Genomic DNA, 17,321 nt, shown 5'->3' with positions numbered 1-17,321 from the left:
AATGGCCAGATAATACCCTTTGATTCGAACGGCGTACCCTAAACTGGACGTCTGTGAATCGACAAGGCACTTTCCATGGCACTCGACACCTGGCTGATCTACCTGCTGGCCAGCACCGGCCTGTCGCTGACCCCAGGCCCCAATAGCCTGCTGGCCCTGACCCACGGCGCCCAGTACGGCGCTCGCCGGACGCTGTTCACCATCGTCGGCGGTGTGTTTGGCTTCAGCGCCCTGATCGCCCTGGCCATGTTCGGCCTTAGCGCCCTGCTGCAAGCGTCTGCCTCGGTGTTGACCGTGCTCAAGTGGGTTGGCGGCGCCTACCTGATCTGGCTGGGGATCCAGCTATGGCGCAGCCCAGCCCTGCACCTGGAGATGAACGCGCGGCCTGCTCGACTGAACAATGCCGGACTGTTTCGCCAGGGCCTGCTGTCGGCCTTGGCCAACCCCAAGGTGCTGCTGTTCTATGGCGCCTTCCTGCCGCAATTCATCGACCCGCAGCGCGGGCTGCTCATGCAGTTCGTGGTGATGGCTGCTACTTTCGCCAGCGTCGAGTGCCTGGTCGAGTATGTGCTGGCGCGTCTGGCATTTCGCATCCGTCCCTGGTTGGCCAAAGGTGGCAAAGGATTCAATCGCTGCTGCGCCAGCCTGTTCGCGCTGATTGGCGCGGCGCTGCCCTTGGGTCGCTGAAGGCCATCCTTTGAAAGCCTCGACTCAGGGCTTGAGCAAGCCTTCGCAGAAACTGACGAATGTCTTGACCCGACGCGAGCCACGATGATTGGGCAGGTACAACGCATTGATGCTGTCACTGGCCGCGCCTGGGCTTGCCTGCCAATCACCGAAAATCCGCTGCAGCCGGCCAGCCGCCACGTCCTCGCGCACCAGCCAGTCGGCCAGCAGAGCGATGCCGCAGCCCGCAAGGGCAGCCTCGCGCAACATATCGGCGTTGGCGCTGCGCAACGGCCCGCTGACGTCCAGTTCCAACGCCTGCTCTGCCTGGCGCAAACGCCAGGGCCGCGCTTTTTGTCCGTAGCGAAAACGCAGGCAGGCGTGATCCAGCAGCTGCCGAGGGTGGAGTAACGGCTCGCGCCCAGCCAGATACGCCGGGCTGGCCACCAGCCAGCGGTCGAAAGTGCCCAGCTGGCGGCAGACCAGTTCGTCATCCGGCGCCGGGTCGCCCAAGCGGATCGACAGGTCATAACGGCCATCGAGCAGGTCATCGAGACGGTCGCTCATGTCGATGTCCAACTCCAGCGCCGGATGCTGTGCCATGAACGGCCCCAGATGCGGGGCGATCACCCGGCGACCGAACTCCACCGGCAAGCACAGGCGCAACACCCCTACCGGCTCCTCGCCTCGGTCGGCCACACTGGCGTCAGCCTCTGCCAACGCCTCGAGAATCGCCCGTGAGCGCTCATAGTAGCGGGCCCCCGCCTCGGTCAGGCTGACTTGGCGGGTGGAGCGATTGAGCAACGTGGCCCCCAGGGCGCCTTCCAGGGCATCGACCAGCCGGGTGACCGAGGACGGAGCCACACCCTGGGAGCGGGCAGCGGCTGAAAAACCCTGTGCATCGACGGTGGCCACGAACATCTTCATCGCCAAGAGCTTGTCCATATCTTTCCCGCCGTTGAAATCTCGGAACGGTCCTACAATCGGTGTGGCAGGTCAAGAAGCGCACTGATGACTCCTCCCGTTCATAGTGGAAACACCCCCCGTAGAGCGAGATCCCAAATGCCCCTTGCGAATGTATTCGACGCACTTCCGTCCCGTTGCCCGAGCGACGTCGAACTGGTCGACGCGTTGCTCAAGCGCCCCGGCCTGCGCATAGAACGTATCGTCTCCACCGGCCAGGCCAGCCCACCCGGCTTCTGGTACGACCAGGCCGAAGGCGAATGGGTCGTGCTGCTCAGCGGCGCAGCCGGGCTGCGTCTGGAGCACGAAGACCATACCCGCCTGCTCAAGCCGGGGGACTGCCTCGACATTCCTCCCCACTGCCGCCATCGGGTGGAGTGGACGTCCCAGCAAACTTCCACCATCTGGCTCGCGGTGTTCTACAGCGCCTCCCTGCCCTGGCCAAATAGCTGAGCCGACCTGCCCACGCCCACTGACTGAACGCCTGCCTGCTGCCCGCTGGTGGCGGCGCCGCGCAGCGTTACCGACTGCCCCTGGGTGGCGCATTACGACGAAAGTCTACTGCGTCACATCGACAAATGAACACGAACGGCACACCCCGTGCACATTTACCGGCCTGATCTAGACTTTTAGCCACTCCTTGGCAAGTTCAACCCTGCGACAATCAGCCTCAGAAAATTTTGTACTAACTTGTTAATTAGCTTGCTAAGGGCTTAAACTCCGCCGCATTCCACCTGCTGAGATCTCTGGCATGAAAGAAACCCCGCGCGCCTCTGGCGCCACAACCCTCATTCTGGTCGGCTTGGGCGTAATCGTCGCCCTGCTTGGCCTTCTCCTGGCTGCTGGCGGCATCAAGCTCGCTGGCCTGGGCGGTTCCTGGTACTTCCTGATCGGCGGCCTGGCCATGGCCATCGCCGGCGTCCTCATCGCACGCCGCAAGGTCGCCGGTGCCTGGCTGTACGCCCTGTTCCTGGTCGGTACCGTGATCTGGGCGCTGGTCGATGCCGGCTTGCAGTTCTGGCCGCTGTTCTCGCGCCTGTTCATGTTTGCCGCGATTGGCTTGGTGGTGGCATTGGTGTACCCAATGCTGGCCCGCGCCAACGGTGCCAGCGCCGGCCGTGGCGCTTATGGCATCGCGGGCGTATTGGCTGTGGTGCTGGCCATCGCCGTCGGCAACATGTTCGTTGCCCACCCCAGTGTCGCCCCCACCGGTAAAGGCCCTGGCCTGACCCCAGTGGCGCCGGAAAAAGCACAGAAAGACTGGGCCCACTACGGCAACACCGAAGGTGGCAGCCGCTTCGCCGCGCTGGACCAGATCAACCGCGCCAACGTCGACAAGCTGCAGGTGGCCTGGACCTACCGCACCGGTGACGTCGCCCTCAGCGACGGCAACGGGGCCGAGGACCAGCTGACCCCCCTGCAGATCGGCAGCAAGGTGTTCATCTGCACGCCGCACAACAACCTGATCGCCCTTGACGCCGACACCGGCAAAGAGCTGTGGAAGAACGAGATCAACGCCCAGTCCAAAGTCTGGCAGCGTTGCCGTGGCATGGCCTACTTCGACGCCACCGCGCCGATCGCACAGCCGACCCAGCCAAACAGCTCGCCAATCACCCAGGCCAGCGTGCCAGCCGGCGCCAACTGCCAGCGTCGCCTGCTGACCAACACCATCGACGGTCGCCTGATTGCCGTCGACGCCGACAATGGTGAGTTTTGCCAGGGCTTCGGCAACAATGGCCAGGTCGACCTCAAGGCTGGCCTGGGCAACGTCCCTGACTCCTACTACCAGCTTTCGTCCGCGCCGCTGATGGCCGGTACCACCGTCGTGGTCGGCGGCCGCGTTGCCGATAACGTCCAGACCGACATGCCAGGCGGCGTGATCCGTGGCTTCGACGTCATCACCGGGGCCATGCGCTGGGCGTTCGACCCAGGCAATCCGGAAGATCGCAACGCACCGACAGGTGACAAGACCTACGTGCGAAGCACCCCCAACAGCTGGGCACCCATGTCGTACGATCCGGCGATGAACACCGTGTTCCTGCCGATGGGTTCCTCGTCCACCGACATCTACGGTGTCGAGCGCAACAAGCTGGACCACACCTACGGCGCGTCGGTGCTGGCCCTCGACGCCACCACCGGCAACCAGAAGTGGGTGTTCCAGACCGTACACAATGACCTGTGGGACTTCGACCTGCCAATGCAGCCGAGCCTGATCGACTTCACCAAGGACGACGGCAAATCCGTTCCTGCGGTGGTGATCGGCACCAAGGCTGGGCAGATCTATGTACTCGACCGCGCCACCGGCAAGCCGCTGACCCAGGTTGACGAAGTACCGGTCAAGCCGGGCAATATCCCTAACGAGCCGTACTCCCCGACGCAACCGAAATCGGTGGGTATGCCGCAGATCGGCGCGCAGACCCTGACCGAATCGGACATGTGGGGTGCCACGCCGTTCGACCAGCTGCTGTGCCGCATCGACTTCAAGAAAATGCGCTACGACGGCCTGTACACCGCGCCGGGTACCGACCTGTCGCTGAGCTTCCCGGGTTCGCTGGGTGGCATGAACTGGGGCAGCATCTCCACCGATCCGGTACACGGTTTCATCTTCGTCAACGACATGCGCCTGGGCCTGTGGATCCAGATGATCCCATCGCAGAACAAGGGTCAGGCCGCAGGTGGTGGTGAAGCATTGAACACCGGCATGGGCGCGGTACCTCTCAAGGGCACGCCTTACGCGGTGAACAAGAACCGCTTCCTGTCGGTAGCCGGTATTCCATGCCAGGCACCGCCTTTTGGCACCCTGACCGCCATCGACATGAAAACCCGTCAGGTTGCCTGGCAGGTTCCGGTCGGCACCGTCGAAGACACTGGCCCGCTCGGCATTCGTATGCACCTGCCAATCAAGATCGGCCTGCCGACCCTTGGCGGCACCCTGTCGACCCAAGGTGGCCTGGTGTTCATCGCCGGCACCCAGGACTTCTACCTGCGCGCCTACGACAGCAGCAACGGTAACGAGATCTGGAAAGCCCGCCTGCCCGTAGGCAGCCAGGGTGGCCCGATGACCTATGTCTCGCCGAAAACCGGCAAGCAGTATGTGGTCGTCACTGCCGGCGGTGCCCGTCAGTCGACCGACCGTGGCGACTACGTCATTTCGTACGCCTTGCCGTAAACCGCTTCGTCCGTCATCACCGGCAAGCCGGCCACTACAGGACCCGCGAAGGTCCCAGTAGTGGCCGGCTTGCTGGCGATGAGGCCCTGAAAGACTATCCGAGACCCCGTAATGTCCCCCGCTCTTCGCTACACCCCCACTGCTCTACTCCTGGCCCTGGCCAGTACCACAGCCCTGGCCGATGGCGACCTCATGACCCGCAGCACCCTGACCGGTGACTGGGGCGGCCTGCGTCACCAGCTGGAAGAGGACGGCATCAAATTCACCGGTGACTACAGCGGCGAAACCGCCTACAACGCCCATGGCGGCCTGCACCGCTCCGCGCGCTATTCGCAGAACCTCAAGCTCGGTGTGCAGTTTGACCTGTCCAAGCTCTATGGCCTGGATAACGGCGGCAAAGTCCAACTGACCATCAATGACCGTCGCGGCAACAGCGCCTCGGAAGATCTGGTGGGCAACCGTCTTCCGATCCAGGAAAACTACGGCGGCCTTTACACCCGCCTGACCGAACTGAGCTATGAGCGCACCCTGTTCACCCCGGCGCTGAACGTCAAGCTCGGCTACATGGCCATGGGCAACGACCTGGGCGGGCTGGACAGCGGCATCCTGTGCAACTTCATGAACGCCGGTTTCTGCGGCCACCCATTGAACATGTCGGGCGGTAGCGGCTGGACCAACTATCCCAACGCCCACCTCGGCGTGCGTGTGAAGTACGACTTCTCGCCGTCCTGGCAGTTGCGCGTCGCGGCGTTCAATGTCGACCCCGAAAGCAATGGCAACTCCAGTCGCGCCTGGCACCTGGGGCCGAAGCACACCACCGGCACCGTGGTTCCGGTAGAGCTGGTGTACAAGCTTCAAGGCGAGCTGCCGGGCGAGTACAAGCTGGGCTATTACTACGACAGCTCCGATGTAAAACGCATTGGCAGCGACGACGAAGTGTCGGGCCGTGGTGGTCACTACCTGCTGATCGACCAAGCCGTGTGGAACGATCCGCAATCGGCTGGCCGCAGCCTGCATGCCTTCGGCCAGTATTCGGCATCGAGCAAGGCCGCCTCGCCATTCACCAAGTGGTATGGCGCCGGTGTGGTGCTGTACAAGCCGTTCGAAGGGCGCCCTCGCGATACCCTGGCCCTGGGTTACGGTCGCGCCGTGCCGAACCCGCGTAGCCGCGACGTGCTGGAAGAAACTGCGCTGAACAATGGCCAGGCCTTCCCCGATATCGACAGCGCCGAACAACTGATCGAGCTGAGCTACGGCTACCAGGCCACTCCATGGCTGAACCTGCGACCTGATGTGCAATACATCATCGAGCCAGGCGCCTTCTCCGGAAAGGACATCGACAACGCACTGGTGGTTGGCCTGCAGGTCAAAGCCACGTTCTGATAGCGGTTCAGGCTAGAACGCGCCGGTGGTTTGCGCGCCCTTTTCCATCAAGGGAGGGGGCAACCGCCGGCCCGTCCCCCCAAGGCTCAGGCCGAGTTCGGATAACGCTGGCCAAACGATGCAGAGCAGCTTTACTAGAGGATAACGAGCTTTGGAAACGGTGGACGCCCATGAAGATCGTAGTCACCAGCATCCTCGTAGACGACCAGGCCAAGGCCCTTTCCTTCTACCATTACGTGCTCGGCTTCGAACCCAAGCATGACCTGCCCATGGGCCAGCATCGCTGGCTGACCCTCACCTCACCCAATGACCCTGACGGGGTCGAACTGCTGCTCGAACCGGATGTACACCCTGCAGCAAAGACCTACAAGTCAGCGCTCAAGCAGGAGGGTATTCCCTTCACGACCTTTCGGGTGCGCGATATTCAGGCCGAGTACGCCCGCCTGTGCAAAGCTGGCGTGAGGTTCACCCAGCCGCCTACCGTCATGGGGCCGGTCACCACCGCGGTATTCGATGACACTTGCGGCAACCTGATCCAGCTCGCCCAGAAGCACTGAAGGCATTCACGACTTCGTCGGTAGACGCAGCGTTGCACGCAAGCCATGCGGTGCCCGGTTGTCCAACTGCACGCTGCCGCCCACGCGGCTCATGATGGCGGCGACGATCGATAGCCCCAACCCAGCGCCATTGGGTGCATCCTTGCTGTAGAAGCGCTCGAAGACCCGCTTCAGGTTCGCAGGCTCGATGCCAGGCCCTTCGTCATCAACATCCAGCCGCACTGTCTGGCCCTCGCGACGCAGGCGTACACTCACCCGTCCACCCGCCGGCGAATGATCTGCAGCGTTGGTCACAAGGTTCTGGATGGCGATACCCAGGGCACCGGCATCGGCACTGACGCGGTAGTCAGCTTCGGCAATGTCCAGGGAAGGCTCCAGTCCTCGTGCGAGCATCCAAGGGGTCAGGTCGGCCAGGGTATCGGTGACCACCTCAGCCAGATCGACCGGCTGCCAGTCACGCGGGCCCAGTTGTGGCTCCAGCCGCGCCAGGGTCAGCAGTTGGTTGACCACCCGGGCAAGGCGGTCGACACCACCAATCAGGTAGGTCAGCGCCTTTTGTCGCTCCGCCTCGCTGGCAGCAGCAAGCGCGTTCTGCGCATGCAGGCGCAGAATTGCCAACGGCGTGCGCATCTCATGGGCGGCATCGGCGATGAAACGGTGCTCGCGCCGGAGCATTTCGTCGATCTGCGCGAGCAACCGGTTGATCGCGGCCTGCATGGGCTCGAGCTCAGCCGGTAGCGGTACCAGCTGCAAGGGCTCGAGGGATTCGGCGTGGCGCGCGCGTATGACCGTGGCCATGTTCTGCAACGGCTTCAGCCCCCAGCCAATCGCCGCCCAGACCAACAGTGCCAGCACCAGGCTGCCGAGCAGGAACGGCATCAACGTGTGGCGCACGATGCGGTCGATCAGGTCATAGCGAACATCGTTGCGCTCGCCGACCCAGATCACCCAGCGCTTTTCGGGTACCGGCAGCATGAAACTGCGCCAGCGCTGCTCGGCCACGACGATATCGGCAAACCCCGGCGTGCGCGGAGCTGGCTCGATACGCGGTGCGCTGGGCGTGTGCACCAGCAAACTGCCATCATCGGACCAGACCTGGAATGCCAGCTTGCTTTCATAAGGGTGGCCCACCCTGTGGTGCCCCGCCTTGCTCAGCGCCTCGTTGAAGGCACGGTAGAGGGCATCGCGGCTCTGTTCCTGCACCGGCAGGCTCATGATCCCTTGCAACAGCCGCGCGTTCTGCGCCAGGTGGGCGTCATAGACCTCGTTAATTTCGTGTCGACTGTCGTGGTAGTTGTACAGCGCAAGCGCTCCGCTCCCGACCAGCAACGACAGCATGACGCGCCACAACGTGCGCTGGCGCAATGAACTCATCGATGGCCTTCCACCAGGTAGCCAATACCTCGCACGGTTCGGATCAAGCCATTGAACAGCTTCTTGCGCAGCTGGTAGATGTTCACCTCCAGGGTGTTGCTTTCAGGCTCCTCATCCCACCCATACAACAACTGGGTCAGGCGCTCACGGGTGAAGACCTTGCCCGGTTGCGCGAGCAGTTCGTGCAGCAAGCGATACTCCTTGGGTGTCAGCACCACCGGCTGGTCCAAGTAATACACCTGCTGGGTCGCAGGGTCCAGACGCACCCCGGCATGTTCGATGACCAGTTGCGCACGACCGGCACTGCGGCGCAACAGGGCCCGCAACCGGGCCTTGAGCTCGTTCAGGTCGAAGGGTTTGACCAGGTAGTCGTCGGCACCGGCATCCAGGCCATTGATGCGATCTTCGGTGGCATCCCTGGCGGTGAGTATCAGCACTGGCAGGTTCTTGCCGCTGGCGCGCAGGCGCCTGAGCAGTTCGATACCGTCCAACCGGGGCAGCCCCAGGTCCAGGATGACCAAATCGAAAGCCTCGTGCACCAGGGCGTGCAGCGCACTGGCGCCATCCTGCAGCCAGTCGAGGGTATACCCTTCCTGGCGCAGGCCGTCACAGATCCCCTCTCCTAACGCTGCATCATCTTCAACCAGCAGTAGACGCATGCTTAATCCTGCTTGTCCTTGATTGCCTTGAGTAAAGCATCGATTTCCCCTCGCCGGCCCTGGTCGGCCAATTCGCGGCCGGGCCGGGCGGGCGCTTGTAAGGCCTTCTGCAGTGCGGCGCGGGCCTCATCGTAGCGGTTCTGCCGATACAAGTGGTCAGCCCAGAAGTAGTTGCTGTCGATGCCATCAGGGTTGATCGCCAGGGCTTGACGCAACATCGCTTCGGCCTTGTCATGGTCGCCAAAACTCAATGGCCACCCCGGCACCTGATCATACAGTGCCCCCAAGCTTGTGTAAGCGGAGCCTTGCAGGGCCTTGGGGTCCATGGCCAACGCCTTTTCCAGGCTGGCCCGTGCCGCCTTGACCTTGCCCAATGCCCCTATCCCGCCGGTGGCACCCGCCCAACTGCTGTTGACGATTCCGTCCCAGATCAACGGCTCGGCTGAACCTGGGTGCTGGTGAACCAGGGCCGCCGATTGCCCGGCCAGGGCCTCGAACGCGGCAGCCTGCTGCGCCTCGGGTACACGGTAGCGAACCTCGGCCCAGCGCTGCTGGATGGCACCGAGCTGCTGCGTGCCGGCTTGATCCAAGGCCCAGGTGAAAGGCGCGATGACCAGCAGACTGGCCAGTATCAGGGGTTTCATTTGCTCGACTCCTTGTTGTGCGAGGTGCTGTAGCGGCGAATCAGCGGCAGTTGCTTGCGCAGCGCGCGGTCGACCACGCCAGGTAGCATGCCGTTCAGACGGACGAATAATTTCTCTGGCCACCCCAGGTACAGCTCGTTGCGGTCCGATTGCACCGCCGCCAGCACGGCGCGGGCGACATCTTGCGGGTCGTCCATGCCCACCTTCAAAGCCTGGTTCAAGGCCGTCGCGGCACTACTGTTCATTGCCGTACGGGTGGCCCTAGGGGCGGCATACAGCACGCTTACCGTGGTGTCGGCCAGTTCGCGCCGCAAGGCTTCGGAGAAACCACGCAGGGCAAACTTGCTGGCACAGTAGGTGGCGTAGCCTGGGTAACCGATCGAGCCATAGGTCGAGCCTACGTTCACCACCAATGCCGCAGGCTGTTCGCGCAGCAGTGGCAGGCAGATGCGGGTGAGCTTCACTGCGGCTTTGATGTTCAGGTCGAACAGTTCGTCGAGCGCGGCTTCGTCGAGCTGTTCGATCAAGGCGAAACGGTTAACGCCCGCCGCGTTGATCAACACATTGAAACCGCCCATGGCCCGCGCCGCTGCCAACACCTCGCCGCGGCCTTCGGCGCTGCACAGATCAGCCGCCTGCCAGCGCAATTGCTGCGGGTAGCGATTCATCAGGCTGCTCAGCTTGCCCAGGTGGCGGCTGACCGCCAACACCCGCGCCCCCGCCGCGCAGAGTTGATCCGCCAACTCAAGGCCAATGCCGCCGCTCGCGCCAGTCAGCACCACCACGCAGTCAGACAGCCGCATGGCGCACCTCGCCCCGGTTGGCGCGTGGCAACCCTTCGAACATCGCGGTGTACAGCCGGTACACCACTTTCGCTGCGTGGACTACAGCCTGCTGGTCCTCGGGACTGTCGAGGCGATCCATCAGCTTGCGATACGTGGCCATGTGGTCCTGATCCAGCGCGCCGTGGGAGCTGAGGTAGCTGAATGCGGTGTCCGGCAGGCCGAGGCCTTGCTTCAGGGAACCGGCAGCCTGAGTGGCCAAGGCAATGCTGGTGCCTTCCAGTACATTGACCATTCCGAACAGCGCCACGGGGTTGCCACGGGCGACCTGGTCATAGAGAAACGCCACCATCAGCTCGATGGGTAGCGCCGGCCGCGCATCGCGTACCTGTTGCGGCTCGCCACCGCAGGCAGCGATGTCATTGAGAATCCAGTGTTCGTGGCCATATTCTTCTTCGATGTACTCGCACACCGCACCGCGTAGCCACTCCAGCCGCTCAGGCAGCCTCGCCCCGCAGGCCATCATCAGTGGCACGGTATGCCGGACATGGTGATACGCCTGGCCGAGGAAGGCCCTGTAGGACTCAAGGCTGGCCTTGCCGTCAAGCGCGTCCTTGATCACAGGCACATTGAACAACGCCGTACGTTCCTCGGCGGTTTCCGCTTGCAAGGTTGCAAAGAATGACATGATGGACCTCTTTCATTGAATTTCAGTTAGCAGCGACTCGTAGCGCTGCAGAATGTGTTCACGCCGCGGGCGGCCATTGGCCGTGAGGGTCTGCTGGGCAACACTCAGTGACTCGGGCAAACGCCTCCAGGCATGCACCTGGGCATAGTCCGGCAGCCCGGCGTTGGCCTGACGCACCGCTTGCTCGATCGCTTCATCGGACGCTGACGGGTCCAGCGGCCAGAGCAACGCCAGGTTGTGGGGCAGGTGCTCGCCGTGCACGAACGCCTGCGCGATCACGCCCCCTTGCGTCAACTCGGCCTCCACCCATTCAGGGTTCACGTTGCGTCCGAAACTGGTGGTGAACTGGTGCTTCTTGCGCCCATCGAGGTACAGGAAACCGTCCGGGTCGAAGTGCCCGATGTCCCCCGTGGGCCACCAGGCGCCGTCGAACCCAGGCTCCCCCAGGTAACCCAGCAGGGCCGAGCCACAGACCAGTACCTCGCCGTCCTCGGCGATACGTACCTGCACATGGGGCAAGGGCCGCCCGACACTGCCCAGGCGCTGCTCGCCAGGACGATTGAGGCATACCACCGATGCGCATTCGGACAACCCGTAGCCCTCGAACACCGGAAGCCCGACGGCCTCGGCTCGCTGCAGCAGGCTGGAAGCCACTCGCGCACCGCCCACCGCGACAAAGCGCAAGGGCCCCACACGCATCAGGCCCCGCTCGATGGCCGTGACCAGACCCAGCAACAGCTGTGGAACCAGAATCAGGCTTTCGGCTCCGGACAACGCGATGCAGCCCAGCAGACGCTTGAAGTCGACCTGACTGGCGCCACCCATGCCCAACTGCTGCTGCGGGTACAGCATTACACTGGCACCTGCCAGTAAGGCGGCGTACAGGCCCAGGTTCTCCAGTAGAACGGCCAAAGGCAGCACTGCCAGGTACTTGCCCGGTGCCGCAGCGCGGCTGGCGGCCTCCAGCTCACTGGCGACCCGTAACAGGCTGTCGGCGCTGAGGCACACACCTTTGGGCGCCCCCGTGCTGCCGGAGGTGTAAGTGATCTTCGCGGTGCCGAGGGGCAACGGCTGGGCGACTGTGGCTTCACGCGTCCAGTATTGTTCACGCGGGCTGAAGCCGCATTGGCGTAGGTCCTCGGCGAAGCCCTCATCGGCCACCGCCAGTACCGCGCCGCTCTGTTCCAGGCAGTGCCTGCGCTGGGCATGGCTGAAGAACGTCGGCAGGATCACGCACGGGCGATCGCCGAACAGTGCCGCCAGGTCCCAGAACAAGGCCTCGGGGCCATTCTCCAGGGCCAGCGCGAAGGTACCGCGAGGTTGCCCGGCCAACCAGTCCTGCCGCCATTGCACTTCGGCCAGCAGCTGGTCATAGGTAAACGCGCCGCTGCTGCCTTGCACGGCGGGTTGCGCGCCACGGCTACGTGCATGCCGGTGCAGGATCTGCTGAAACGCTTGCAGTTCATGCGGCATGACCGGCCTCCTGTACAGATACCGGCAAGCCAAACCGCTCGAATACCCCACTCTGGGCGAGCGCCGTGTAGCCACCACCGATGCGTCCGACGAACACTTGCGGATGCTGGGCGTAGTAATGCCCCCAGCTCGCCGCCTCGCCGTGCAGGCGCTCCGGGTCCGCCGGGGCCAGTGCCGTTGGCACCAGGCCAAGTCGATGGAAGCTGTTGACCAAGGTCGTCGCCCCTGTGAAGGCCACCCACTGCAAACCACGTTCGGCCAGCAACCAGGTCACGGCAATGATCATGATCCGCGCGCTGCCCGCACTGAGTGCGGCCAGGTTCCCGACCTCCACCAGTTCCGAGCGCTGCACCGTGCCGGCGGCCAGGCGCGATACGCAAGCCTCCAGTGGCTCATCGAGATAGCGTTCGAGAAATAGCGGACCGCTGATGGCCGGGCGAATGCCCGCCGCGGCGATCAGACGATGGTGACTGTCGTACAGCCCCAGTAGCTCAGGCAGATAGTGATGGACGTCGGCGTGGTGAATGGACTGGAAGCGGGCATGGATGAACTGTTCCAGTTCGGCGCGTCCTGGGTCGGACACGCCATGCAGCAGCAGATGGGCCTGGCGCTCGGGATGCACGCCTATGGCCAATGGAAACATCGCGCCGCAATCGTTCTGGGTCATGGTATCCCCCTGGGTTCATGCGTTCGGCGCAGTATCCCGGAGAAATCTGAAGCCAGTCTGAAGTGGCTGTCCTGCGTTCACAGTCTGCAAGGCGTCCGCTACAGTTGCCCTTGCTCACCGCGTATTACAACAAGGAACAGCGATGCGCCACGAATTCAGCGAAGTGCTCACTGACTGGGTCGACTACTTTCTGGTCGGCGATATCCAGTTGCTCGAAAGCTACAAGCAGGCCCATGGCCTGCCAGACGATCTGGCCTACGAGTTCACCCATGGCGACAGCGGCGACCAGGCCGTGCGCGAGGGGGTCGTGCTGCCTTTGGCCGGCGTCGACAACCTGCCCTACCGCATCCTTTTCACCCTCGACGGCGACCCGCCCGCGCTGCGCCAACCCGGCAGCCGCCTCAAGCATCAACGCTCCGGCTATGTGTTGCGGGTTGAGAACCGCGCGCTGATGCTGTTCACCTGGCGCATCCTGCAACACTTCACCCCCAAGACCTTGGGCGACCTACTGGCACGTTACCAGGAGCCCGGGCGGCCGATCATCGAGCTCGATAACGGCTGGTATGACGTAGAGGTGCTGGCGGGTGCCGTGGTGCGCGAAGGGTTGTACGAGCCGGCATTCGAGTTCGTGTTGAACAAGCGCTGGAGCCGGGGTGAGGCCGCGCAGGTGGATATCGGCTACGCCTTCACCCTGCGCGGGTACTTCGATTGAGCAAGCACCTGCAGCGGCCCTTGGGCGGGTAAGCCCGTTCCTGGCTGCGTGGGAACGAGCCTGCCCGCGAAAGGGCCAATGAAGCCTCAACTGTGATGGATATCCCGATCCTTGGTCTCCGGCAAGAAGAAGATCCCCAGCACCGCGGTCATCACCGCAATCACGATCGGATACCACAACCCATAGTAGATATCGCCGGTCGCCGCCACCATGGCGAATGCCACCGTCGGCAGGAAGCCACCGAACCAGCCATTACCGATGTGGTATGGCAACGACATCGAGGTGTAGCGGATACGCGCTGGGAACAGCTCCACCAGCCAGGCGGCTATCGGCCCGTAGACCATGGTCACGTAGATCACCAGAATCGTCAGCAGCAGCAACACCATGGGGTAATGGATCTTCGCCGGGTCGGCCTTTTCCGGATAACCGGCATCCTTCAGAGCGCCCGCCAAGGTAGCGGTGAAGGCATCGCTCTGGGACTTGAAGTCAGCGGCCGCGAGGCCACTGCCATCGAAGCTCGGAATCACCCGCTCGCCGATACGGATCTGCGCGACGCTACCCGGCTCGGCCTTTTCGTTCCCATAGGGGATCGCACGCTTGGCCAGCAGGCTTTTGGCGATGTCGCAGGAACTGGTGAATTTGGCCTTGCCGACCGGGTCGAACTGGAAGGCGCATTGGTCAGGATCGGCCACCACCACAACAGGGTTCTGCTCCTGGGCGACGAACACGTCCGGGTTGCCGTACTCGGTAAGTGCCTTGAAGATCGGGAAGTAAGTCAACGCCGCGATGATGCACCCCGCCATGATGATCTTCTTGCGTCCGATGCGGTCGGAGAGGCTGCCGAAGACGATGAAAAACGGCGTGCCGATCAGCAACGAACCCGCAATCAACAGGTTGGCGGTCTGCGGGTCGATTTTGAGCGTCTGCAGCAGGAAGAACAGCGCATAGAACTGCCCGGTGTACCACACCACGGCCTGGCCGGCGGTCCCGCCAAGCAGCGACATGATCACCACCTTCAGGTTGTCCCAACGGGCGAAGGACTCGGTCAGTGGCGCCTTGGACGCTTTGCCTTCGGCCTTCATCTTCATGAACACCGGCGATTCGTTGAGCTGCATGCGGATGTACACCGATATCGCCAGCAGCAGGATCGACAGCAGGAACGGAATGCGCCAGCCCCAGGCTTCGAATGCCTCGGTCCCCATCGCGGTGCGGCATGCCAGTATCACCAGCAGCGACAGGAACAGCCCCAAGGTAGCGGTGGTCTGGATCCAGGCGGTGAAGAAACCTCGCCGCCCTTTGGGCGCATGTTCGGCCACGTAGGTCGCCGCGCCGCCGTACTCGCCTCCCAGAGCCAGGCCTTGCAACAGGCGCAGGCTAATCAGAATGATCGGCGCCGCAACCCCGATGGTCGCATAGCTGGGCAGGATACCCACCACCGCGGTGGACAAGCCCATGATGACAATGGTGATGAGGAAGGTGTACTTGCGCCCGATCATGTCGCCCAGGCGACCGAACACGATGGCGCCGAACGGCCGCACGGCAAAGCCTGCGGCGAAGGCCAGCAAGGCGAAGATGAACGCGGTGGTTTCATTGACGCCTGCGAAGAAGTGCTTGGCGATGATGGCCGCCAATGAGCCATAGAGGTAGAAGTCGTACCATTCGAACACCGTACCCAGGGATGACGCGAAAATGACTTTTCGCTCCTCTCGGGTGATGCCGCGTTGGGGTGCGCTATTGCCCGTGGTTGCGCTATCGAGTACCGCCATGGGTTGCCTCCGTCTTGTTGTTCTAAGGCCGGAGTACCTCACACCCATTTCAGCGTCGCACCCAGGCCCTGGGGCTTGCATTGGTTGCGCGAAGCACGACGAGGCAAGCCGCCTCGGATCGCAGCAAGGACAGTAGAAGCATAATCGGCTTTTCCAGGATATCCACTGGCCAGCATCGCCAGTGAGCGCCGAGGGCCCCGCGTTCCTCGCCCTGGGGTTCAGTCCTGCACTGGCCCCTTCAACTCGACCTGATTGCCGTCGGGGTCATAACAGTACAGCGACAACCCTTCCCCTTCGGCACCGTAGCGTCGTTCGGCAGGTTCGACACGGATTCCCTGCTCCAGCAGGTAGGCGGTCAGCGCCTGCTCATCGAAAGGCTCGATGCGCAGGCAGAAGTGATGCAGGTTGCGCCCTTGCGGCCCGGGACCCGCACCGCCCGGTTTACCCAGTGGACCATCGAGGGTGACCAGATCGATCATCGCCGAACCGGTCGCCAAGTGGACCATGCCCAGATCCTCCCGCTCGCGACTGACCCGACAGCCCAATACATCGCGGTAGAACGCAACGCTGCGCGCAAGGTCCGTGACCCTCAAGACCAGATGGTCGATATGGGCGATGGCGAAAGGTCGCATGCCGAGCCTCCCTATGGCATCCAGGCAATCATTGCCTGTCACCATAGCTCAGGACCTGACACCGTCGCCATAACCGTCACTCATTGACCCGTCGTTGCAGCAAGCTCCCCTCGTGGCGGGCCAGGATGCGCAGTATCTGGTCGACCAGCGCGCGATCAGGTGCTTCCAGGTGAAAATGGTGGCCACCCGGATGCCAGGAAACGCGGGCATGTTCAGGCAAGGCCGCCTTGCGTTGCTCGAACCCTTCACCGGTGAACGCCCCCTGGCGACCGAACATCAGATACAGCGGACAACGGATTTGCCGAAGCAGGTCGCAGGCTTCGCCCTCGGTCAGCGGCATGGGTTCGGGCAGCACCAGCCGTGGGTCGTGACGCCAGCAGTAGCCATCGCCCAGTTGCAGCAAGTCGCGCAGGGCCAACAGTCGCGTGGCCTCTTCGGACAATTCACCGTCCAGGCGCTTGCGCCGTTGCGCCAAGGCCATCTCGATGGTGTCGAAACGCTGTGTGTCAGGCTCGCCGAAGCCTTGCAACTGGCTGCGCTGGACCATGCGCTTGAGCCGATAGGCGCGCGCCAGGTGCTGCACGCGGTCATGCTCGGCAACCGTGAACGGGGCTCCCATGCCGTCGAGGAAGATCATGCTGGCGATGCCACTGGTCATAGCACCAAGCAGCGATGCGACCCCGGTGCCCATGCCATGGGCCAACACATGAAACTGCGACAGGCCCAGGCTGTCGGTCACCGCCAGCATGTCCTCGGCATGCTCCCAGAGGTAGTAGCCGCTGTCATGGCGTCGATGGTCGGAGCGCCCGTGGCCAACCATGTCCGGCGCCACCACGAAACAACCGTCGAGCAACGGCCCGAGCCGTTCGAACGAAGCCGCGTTGTCCAACCAGCCGTGCAGGGCCAATACCGGGATCCCATCTTCAGGCCCCCACGTGCGCACGGCAATTTCAATGCCTTCGAGGTCAAGCAGATGATCCTTCGGACCGCATAGCGAACGCATGCAACTACTCCCTGGCTAAACCTGGCGCCATGGCCAGACGGAATTCGCCACCGTCCTCATGCCTACCCGGTGACACCGTGTATAGCCACACCATCCTCCAGAAGCCCCGGCAACGCTGCCCTCGTACCGACCCATACATGCGCGAGACCGACCCTTGCGGGCAAGTATCTACCGCACCCTGAC

At 63.1% G+C, this 17,321-nt stretch carries 17 protein-coding genes; 6 read left to right on the top strand and 11 right to left on the bottom strand.

Going from position 1 to position 17,321, the window contains the following annotated elements:
* The first annotated feature begins 75 nt into the window (after nt 1–75).
* Nucleotides 76–687, top strand: a complete 612-nt coding sequence (locus C4Q26_RS24795; protein ID WP_027906689.1) for a LysE family translocator — start codon at nt 76–78, stop codon at nt 685–687.
* A gap of 24 nt (nt 688–711) precedes the next feature.
* Here the strand turns inward: C4Q26_RS24795 and C4Q26_RS24790 are convergent, their stop codons facing one another.
* On the bottom strand, nt 712–1,611 hold the full coding sequence (locus C4Q26_RS24790) for a LysR family transcriptional regulator (protein ID WP_027906690.1): 900 nt from the start codon (nt 1,609–1,611) through the stop codon (nt 712–714).
* 117 nt (nt 1,612–1,728) lie between these two features.
* On the opposite strand from C4Q26_RS24790, the gene C4Q26_RS24785 reads away from it, so the two are divergent.
* From C4Q26_RS24785 to C4Q26_RS24770, 4 genes are all read left to right on the top strand, one after another.
* On the top strand, nt 1,729–2,082 hold the full coding sequence (locus C4Q26_RS24785) for a cupin domain-containing protein (protein ID WP_023380853.1): 354 nt from the start codon (nt 1,729–1,731) through the stop codon (nt 2,080–2,082).
* A 298-nt stretch (nt 2,083–2,380) separates the two neighbouring features.
* A complete protein-coding gene (locus C4Q26_RS24780; RefSeq protein WP_104883822.1) occupies nt 2,381–4,798 on the top strand; it encodes a glucose/quinate/shikimate family membrane-bound PQQ-dependent dehydrogenase in 2,418 nt (805 codons plus the stop codon).
* A 111-nt stretch (nt 4,799–4,909) separates the two neighbouring features.
* On the top strand, nt 4,910–6,181 hold the full coding sequence (locus tag C4Q26_RS24775; protein ID WP_023380857.1) for a carbohydrate porin: 1,272 nt from the start codon (nt 4,910–4,912) through the stop codon (nt 6,179–6,181).
* Between the two features lie 170 nt (nt 6,182–6,351).
* Nucleotides 6,352–6,738, top strand: coding sequence for a VOC family protein (locus tag C4Q26_RS24770; protein ID WP_023380858.1), 387 nt, complete (start codon nt 6,352–6,354; stop codon nt 6,736–6,738).
* 6 nt (nt 6,739–6,744) lie between these two features.
* On the opposite strand, the gene C4Q26_RS24765 is transcribed toward C4Q26_RS24770, so the two are convergent.
* The 7 genes from C4Q26_RS24765 to C4Q26_RS24735 are packed head-to-tail and all read right to left on the bottom strand — an operon-like array spanning nt 6,745 to nt 13,025.
* Complete coding sequence (locus C4Q26_RS24765) at nt 6,745–8,112, bottom strand: ATP-binding protein (protein WP_027906693.1); 1,368 nt, start codon at nt 8,110–8,112, stop codon at nt 6,745–6,747.
* Nucleotides 8,109–8,771 carry a response regulator gene (locus tag C4Q26_RS24760; RefSeq protein WP_023380860.1) on the bottom strand — a complete coding sequence of 221 codons (663 nt, stop codon included), beginning with the start codon at nt 8,769–8,771 and terminating at the stop codon, nt 8,109–8,111. Before C4Q26_RS24760 ends, C4Q26_RS24765 begins: the two co-directional genes overlap by 4 nt.
* Nucleotides 8,772–8,773: 2 nt before the next feature.
* The gene (locus tag C4Q26_RS24755) at nt 8,774–9,415 is read right to left on the bottom strand and encodes a tetratricopeptide repeat protein (protein WP_023380861.1); all 642 of its coding nucleotides are present in this window, start codon (nt 9,413–9,415) and stop codon (nt 8,774–8,776) included.
* Nucleotides 9,412–10,218 carry an SDR family oxidoreductase gene (locus C4Q26_RS24750; protein WP_104881682.1) on the bottom strand — a complete coding sequence of 269 codons (807 nt, stop codon included), beginning with the start codon at nt 10,216–10,218 and terminating at the stop codon, nt 9,412–9,414. Before C4Q26_RS24750 ends, C4Q26_RS24755 begins: the two co-directional genes overlap by 4 nt.
* Nucleotides 10,205–10,885, bottom strand: a complete 681-nt coding sequence (locus tag C4Q26_RS24745; RefSeq protein ID WP_023380863.1) for a TenA family transcriptional regulator — start codon at nt 10,883–10,885, stop codon at nt 10,205–10,207. Before C4Q26_RS24745 ends, C4Q26_RS24750 begins: the two co-directional genes overlap by 14 nt.
* Before the next feature lie 12 nt (nt 10,886–10,897).
* Nucleotides 10,898–12,358, bottom strand: coding sequence for an AMP-binding protein (locus tag C4Q26_RS24740; protein WP_104883821.1), 1,461 nt, complete (start codon nt 12,356–12,358; stop codon nt 10,898–10,900).
* Nucleotides 12,348–13,025, bottom strand: a complete 678-nt coding sequence (locus tag C4Q26_RS24735) for a thermostable hemolysin (protein ID WP_023380865.1) — start codon at nt 13,023–13,025, stop codon at nt 12,348–12,350. The genes C4Q26_RS24740 and C4Q26_RS24735 overlap by 11 nt, the downstream gene beginning before the upstream one ends.
* A 142-nt stretch (nt 13,026–13,167) precedes the next feature.
* Here C4Q26_RS24735 and C4Q26_RS24730 point away from each other — a divergent pair, with 142 nt between their 5' ends.
* Nucleotides 13,168–13,737, top strand: a complete 570-nt coding sequence (locus tag C4Q26_RS24730) for a hypothetical protein (protein ID WP_023380866.1) — start codon at nt 13,168–13,170, stop codon at nt 13,735–13,737.
* An 86-nt stretch (nt 13,738–13,823) separates the two neighbouring features.
* Here C4Q26_RS24730 and C4Q26_RS24725 read toward each other — a convergent pair whose 3' ends face one another.
* The 3 genes from C4Q26_RS24725 to C4Q26_RS24715 all read right to left on the bottom strand — a co-directional run bounded on the left by C4Q26_RS24725 (nt 13,824) and on the right by C4Q26_RS24715 (nt 17,138).
* Nucleotides 13,824–15,503 carry an MFS transporter gene (locus C4Q26_RS24725; protein ID WP_023380867.1) on the bottom strand — a complete coding sequence of 560 codons (1,680 nt, stop codon included), beginning with the start codon at nt 15,501–15,503 and terminating at the stop codon, nt 13,824–13,826.
* Between the two features lie 218 nt (nt 15,504–15,721).
* Entirely contained in the window at nt 15,722–16,135 is a 414-nt protein-coding gene (locus C4Q26_RS24720) for a VOC family protein (RefSeq protein WP_104881679.1), read from the bottom strand.
* Between the two features lie 76 nt (nt 16,136–16,211).
* Nucleotides 16,212–17,138 carry an alpha/beta fold hydrolase gene (locus C4Q26_RS24715; RefSeq protein WP_023380869.1) on the bottom strand — a complete coding sequence of 309 codons (927 nt, stop codon included), beginning with the start codon at nt 17,136–17,138 and terminating at the stop codon, nt 16,212–16,214.
* Nucleotides 17,139–17,321 lie beyond the last annotated feature (183 nt).

It is taken from the genome of Pseudomonas sp. SWI44 (genome assembly GCF_002947915.1).
In the GTDB taxonomy this organism is placed as follows: domain Bacteria; phylum Pseudomonadota; class Gammaproteobacteria; order Pseudomonadales; family Pseudomonadaceae; genus Aquipseudomonas; species Aquipseudomonas taiwanensis.
The sequence above is the reverse complement of the archived record's forward strand: the minus strand, read 5'-3'. Positions and strand labels throughout refer to the sequence as shown.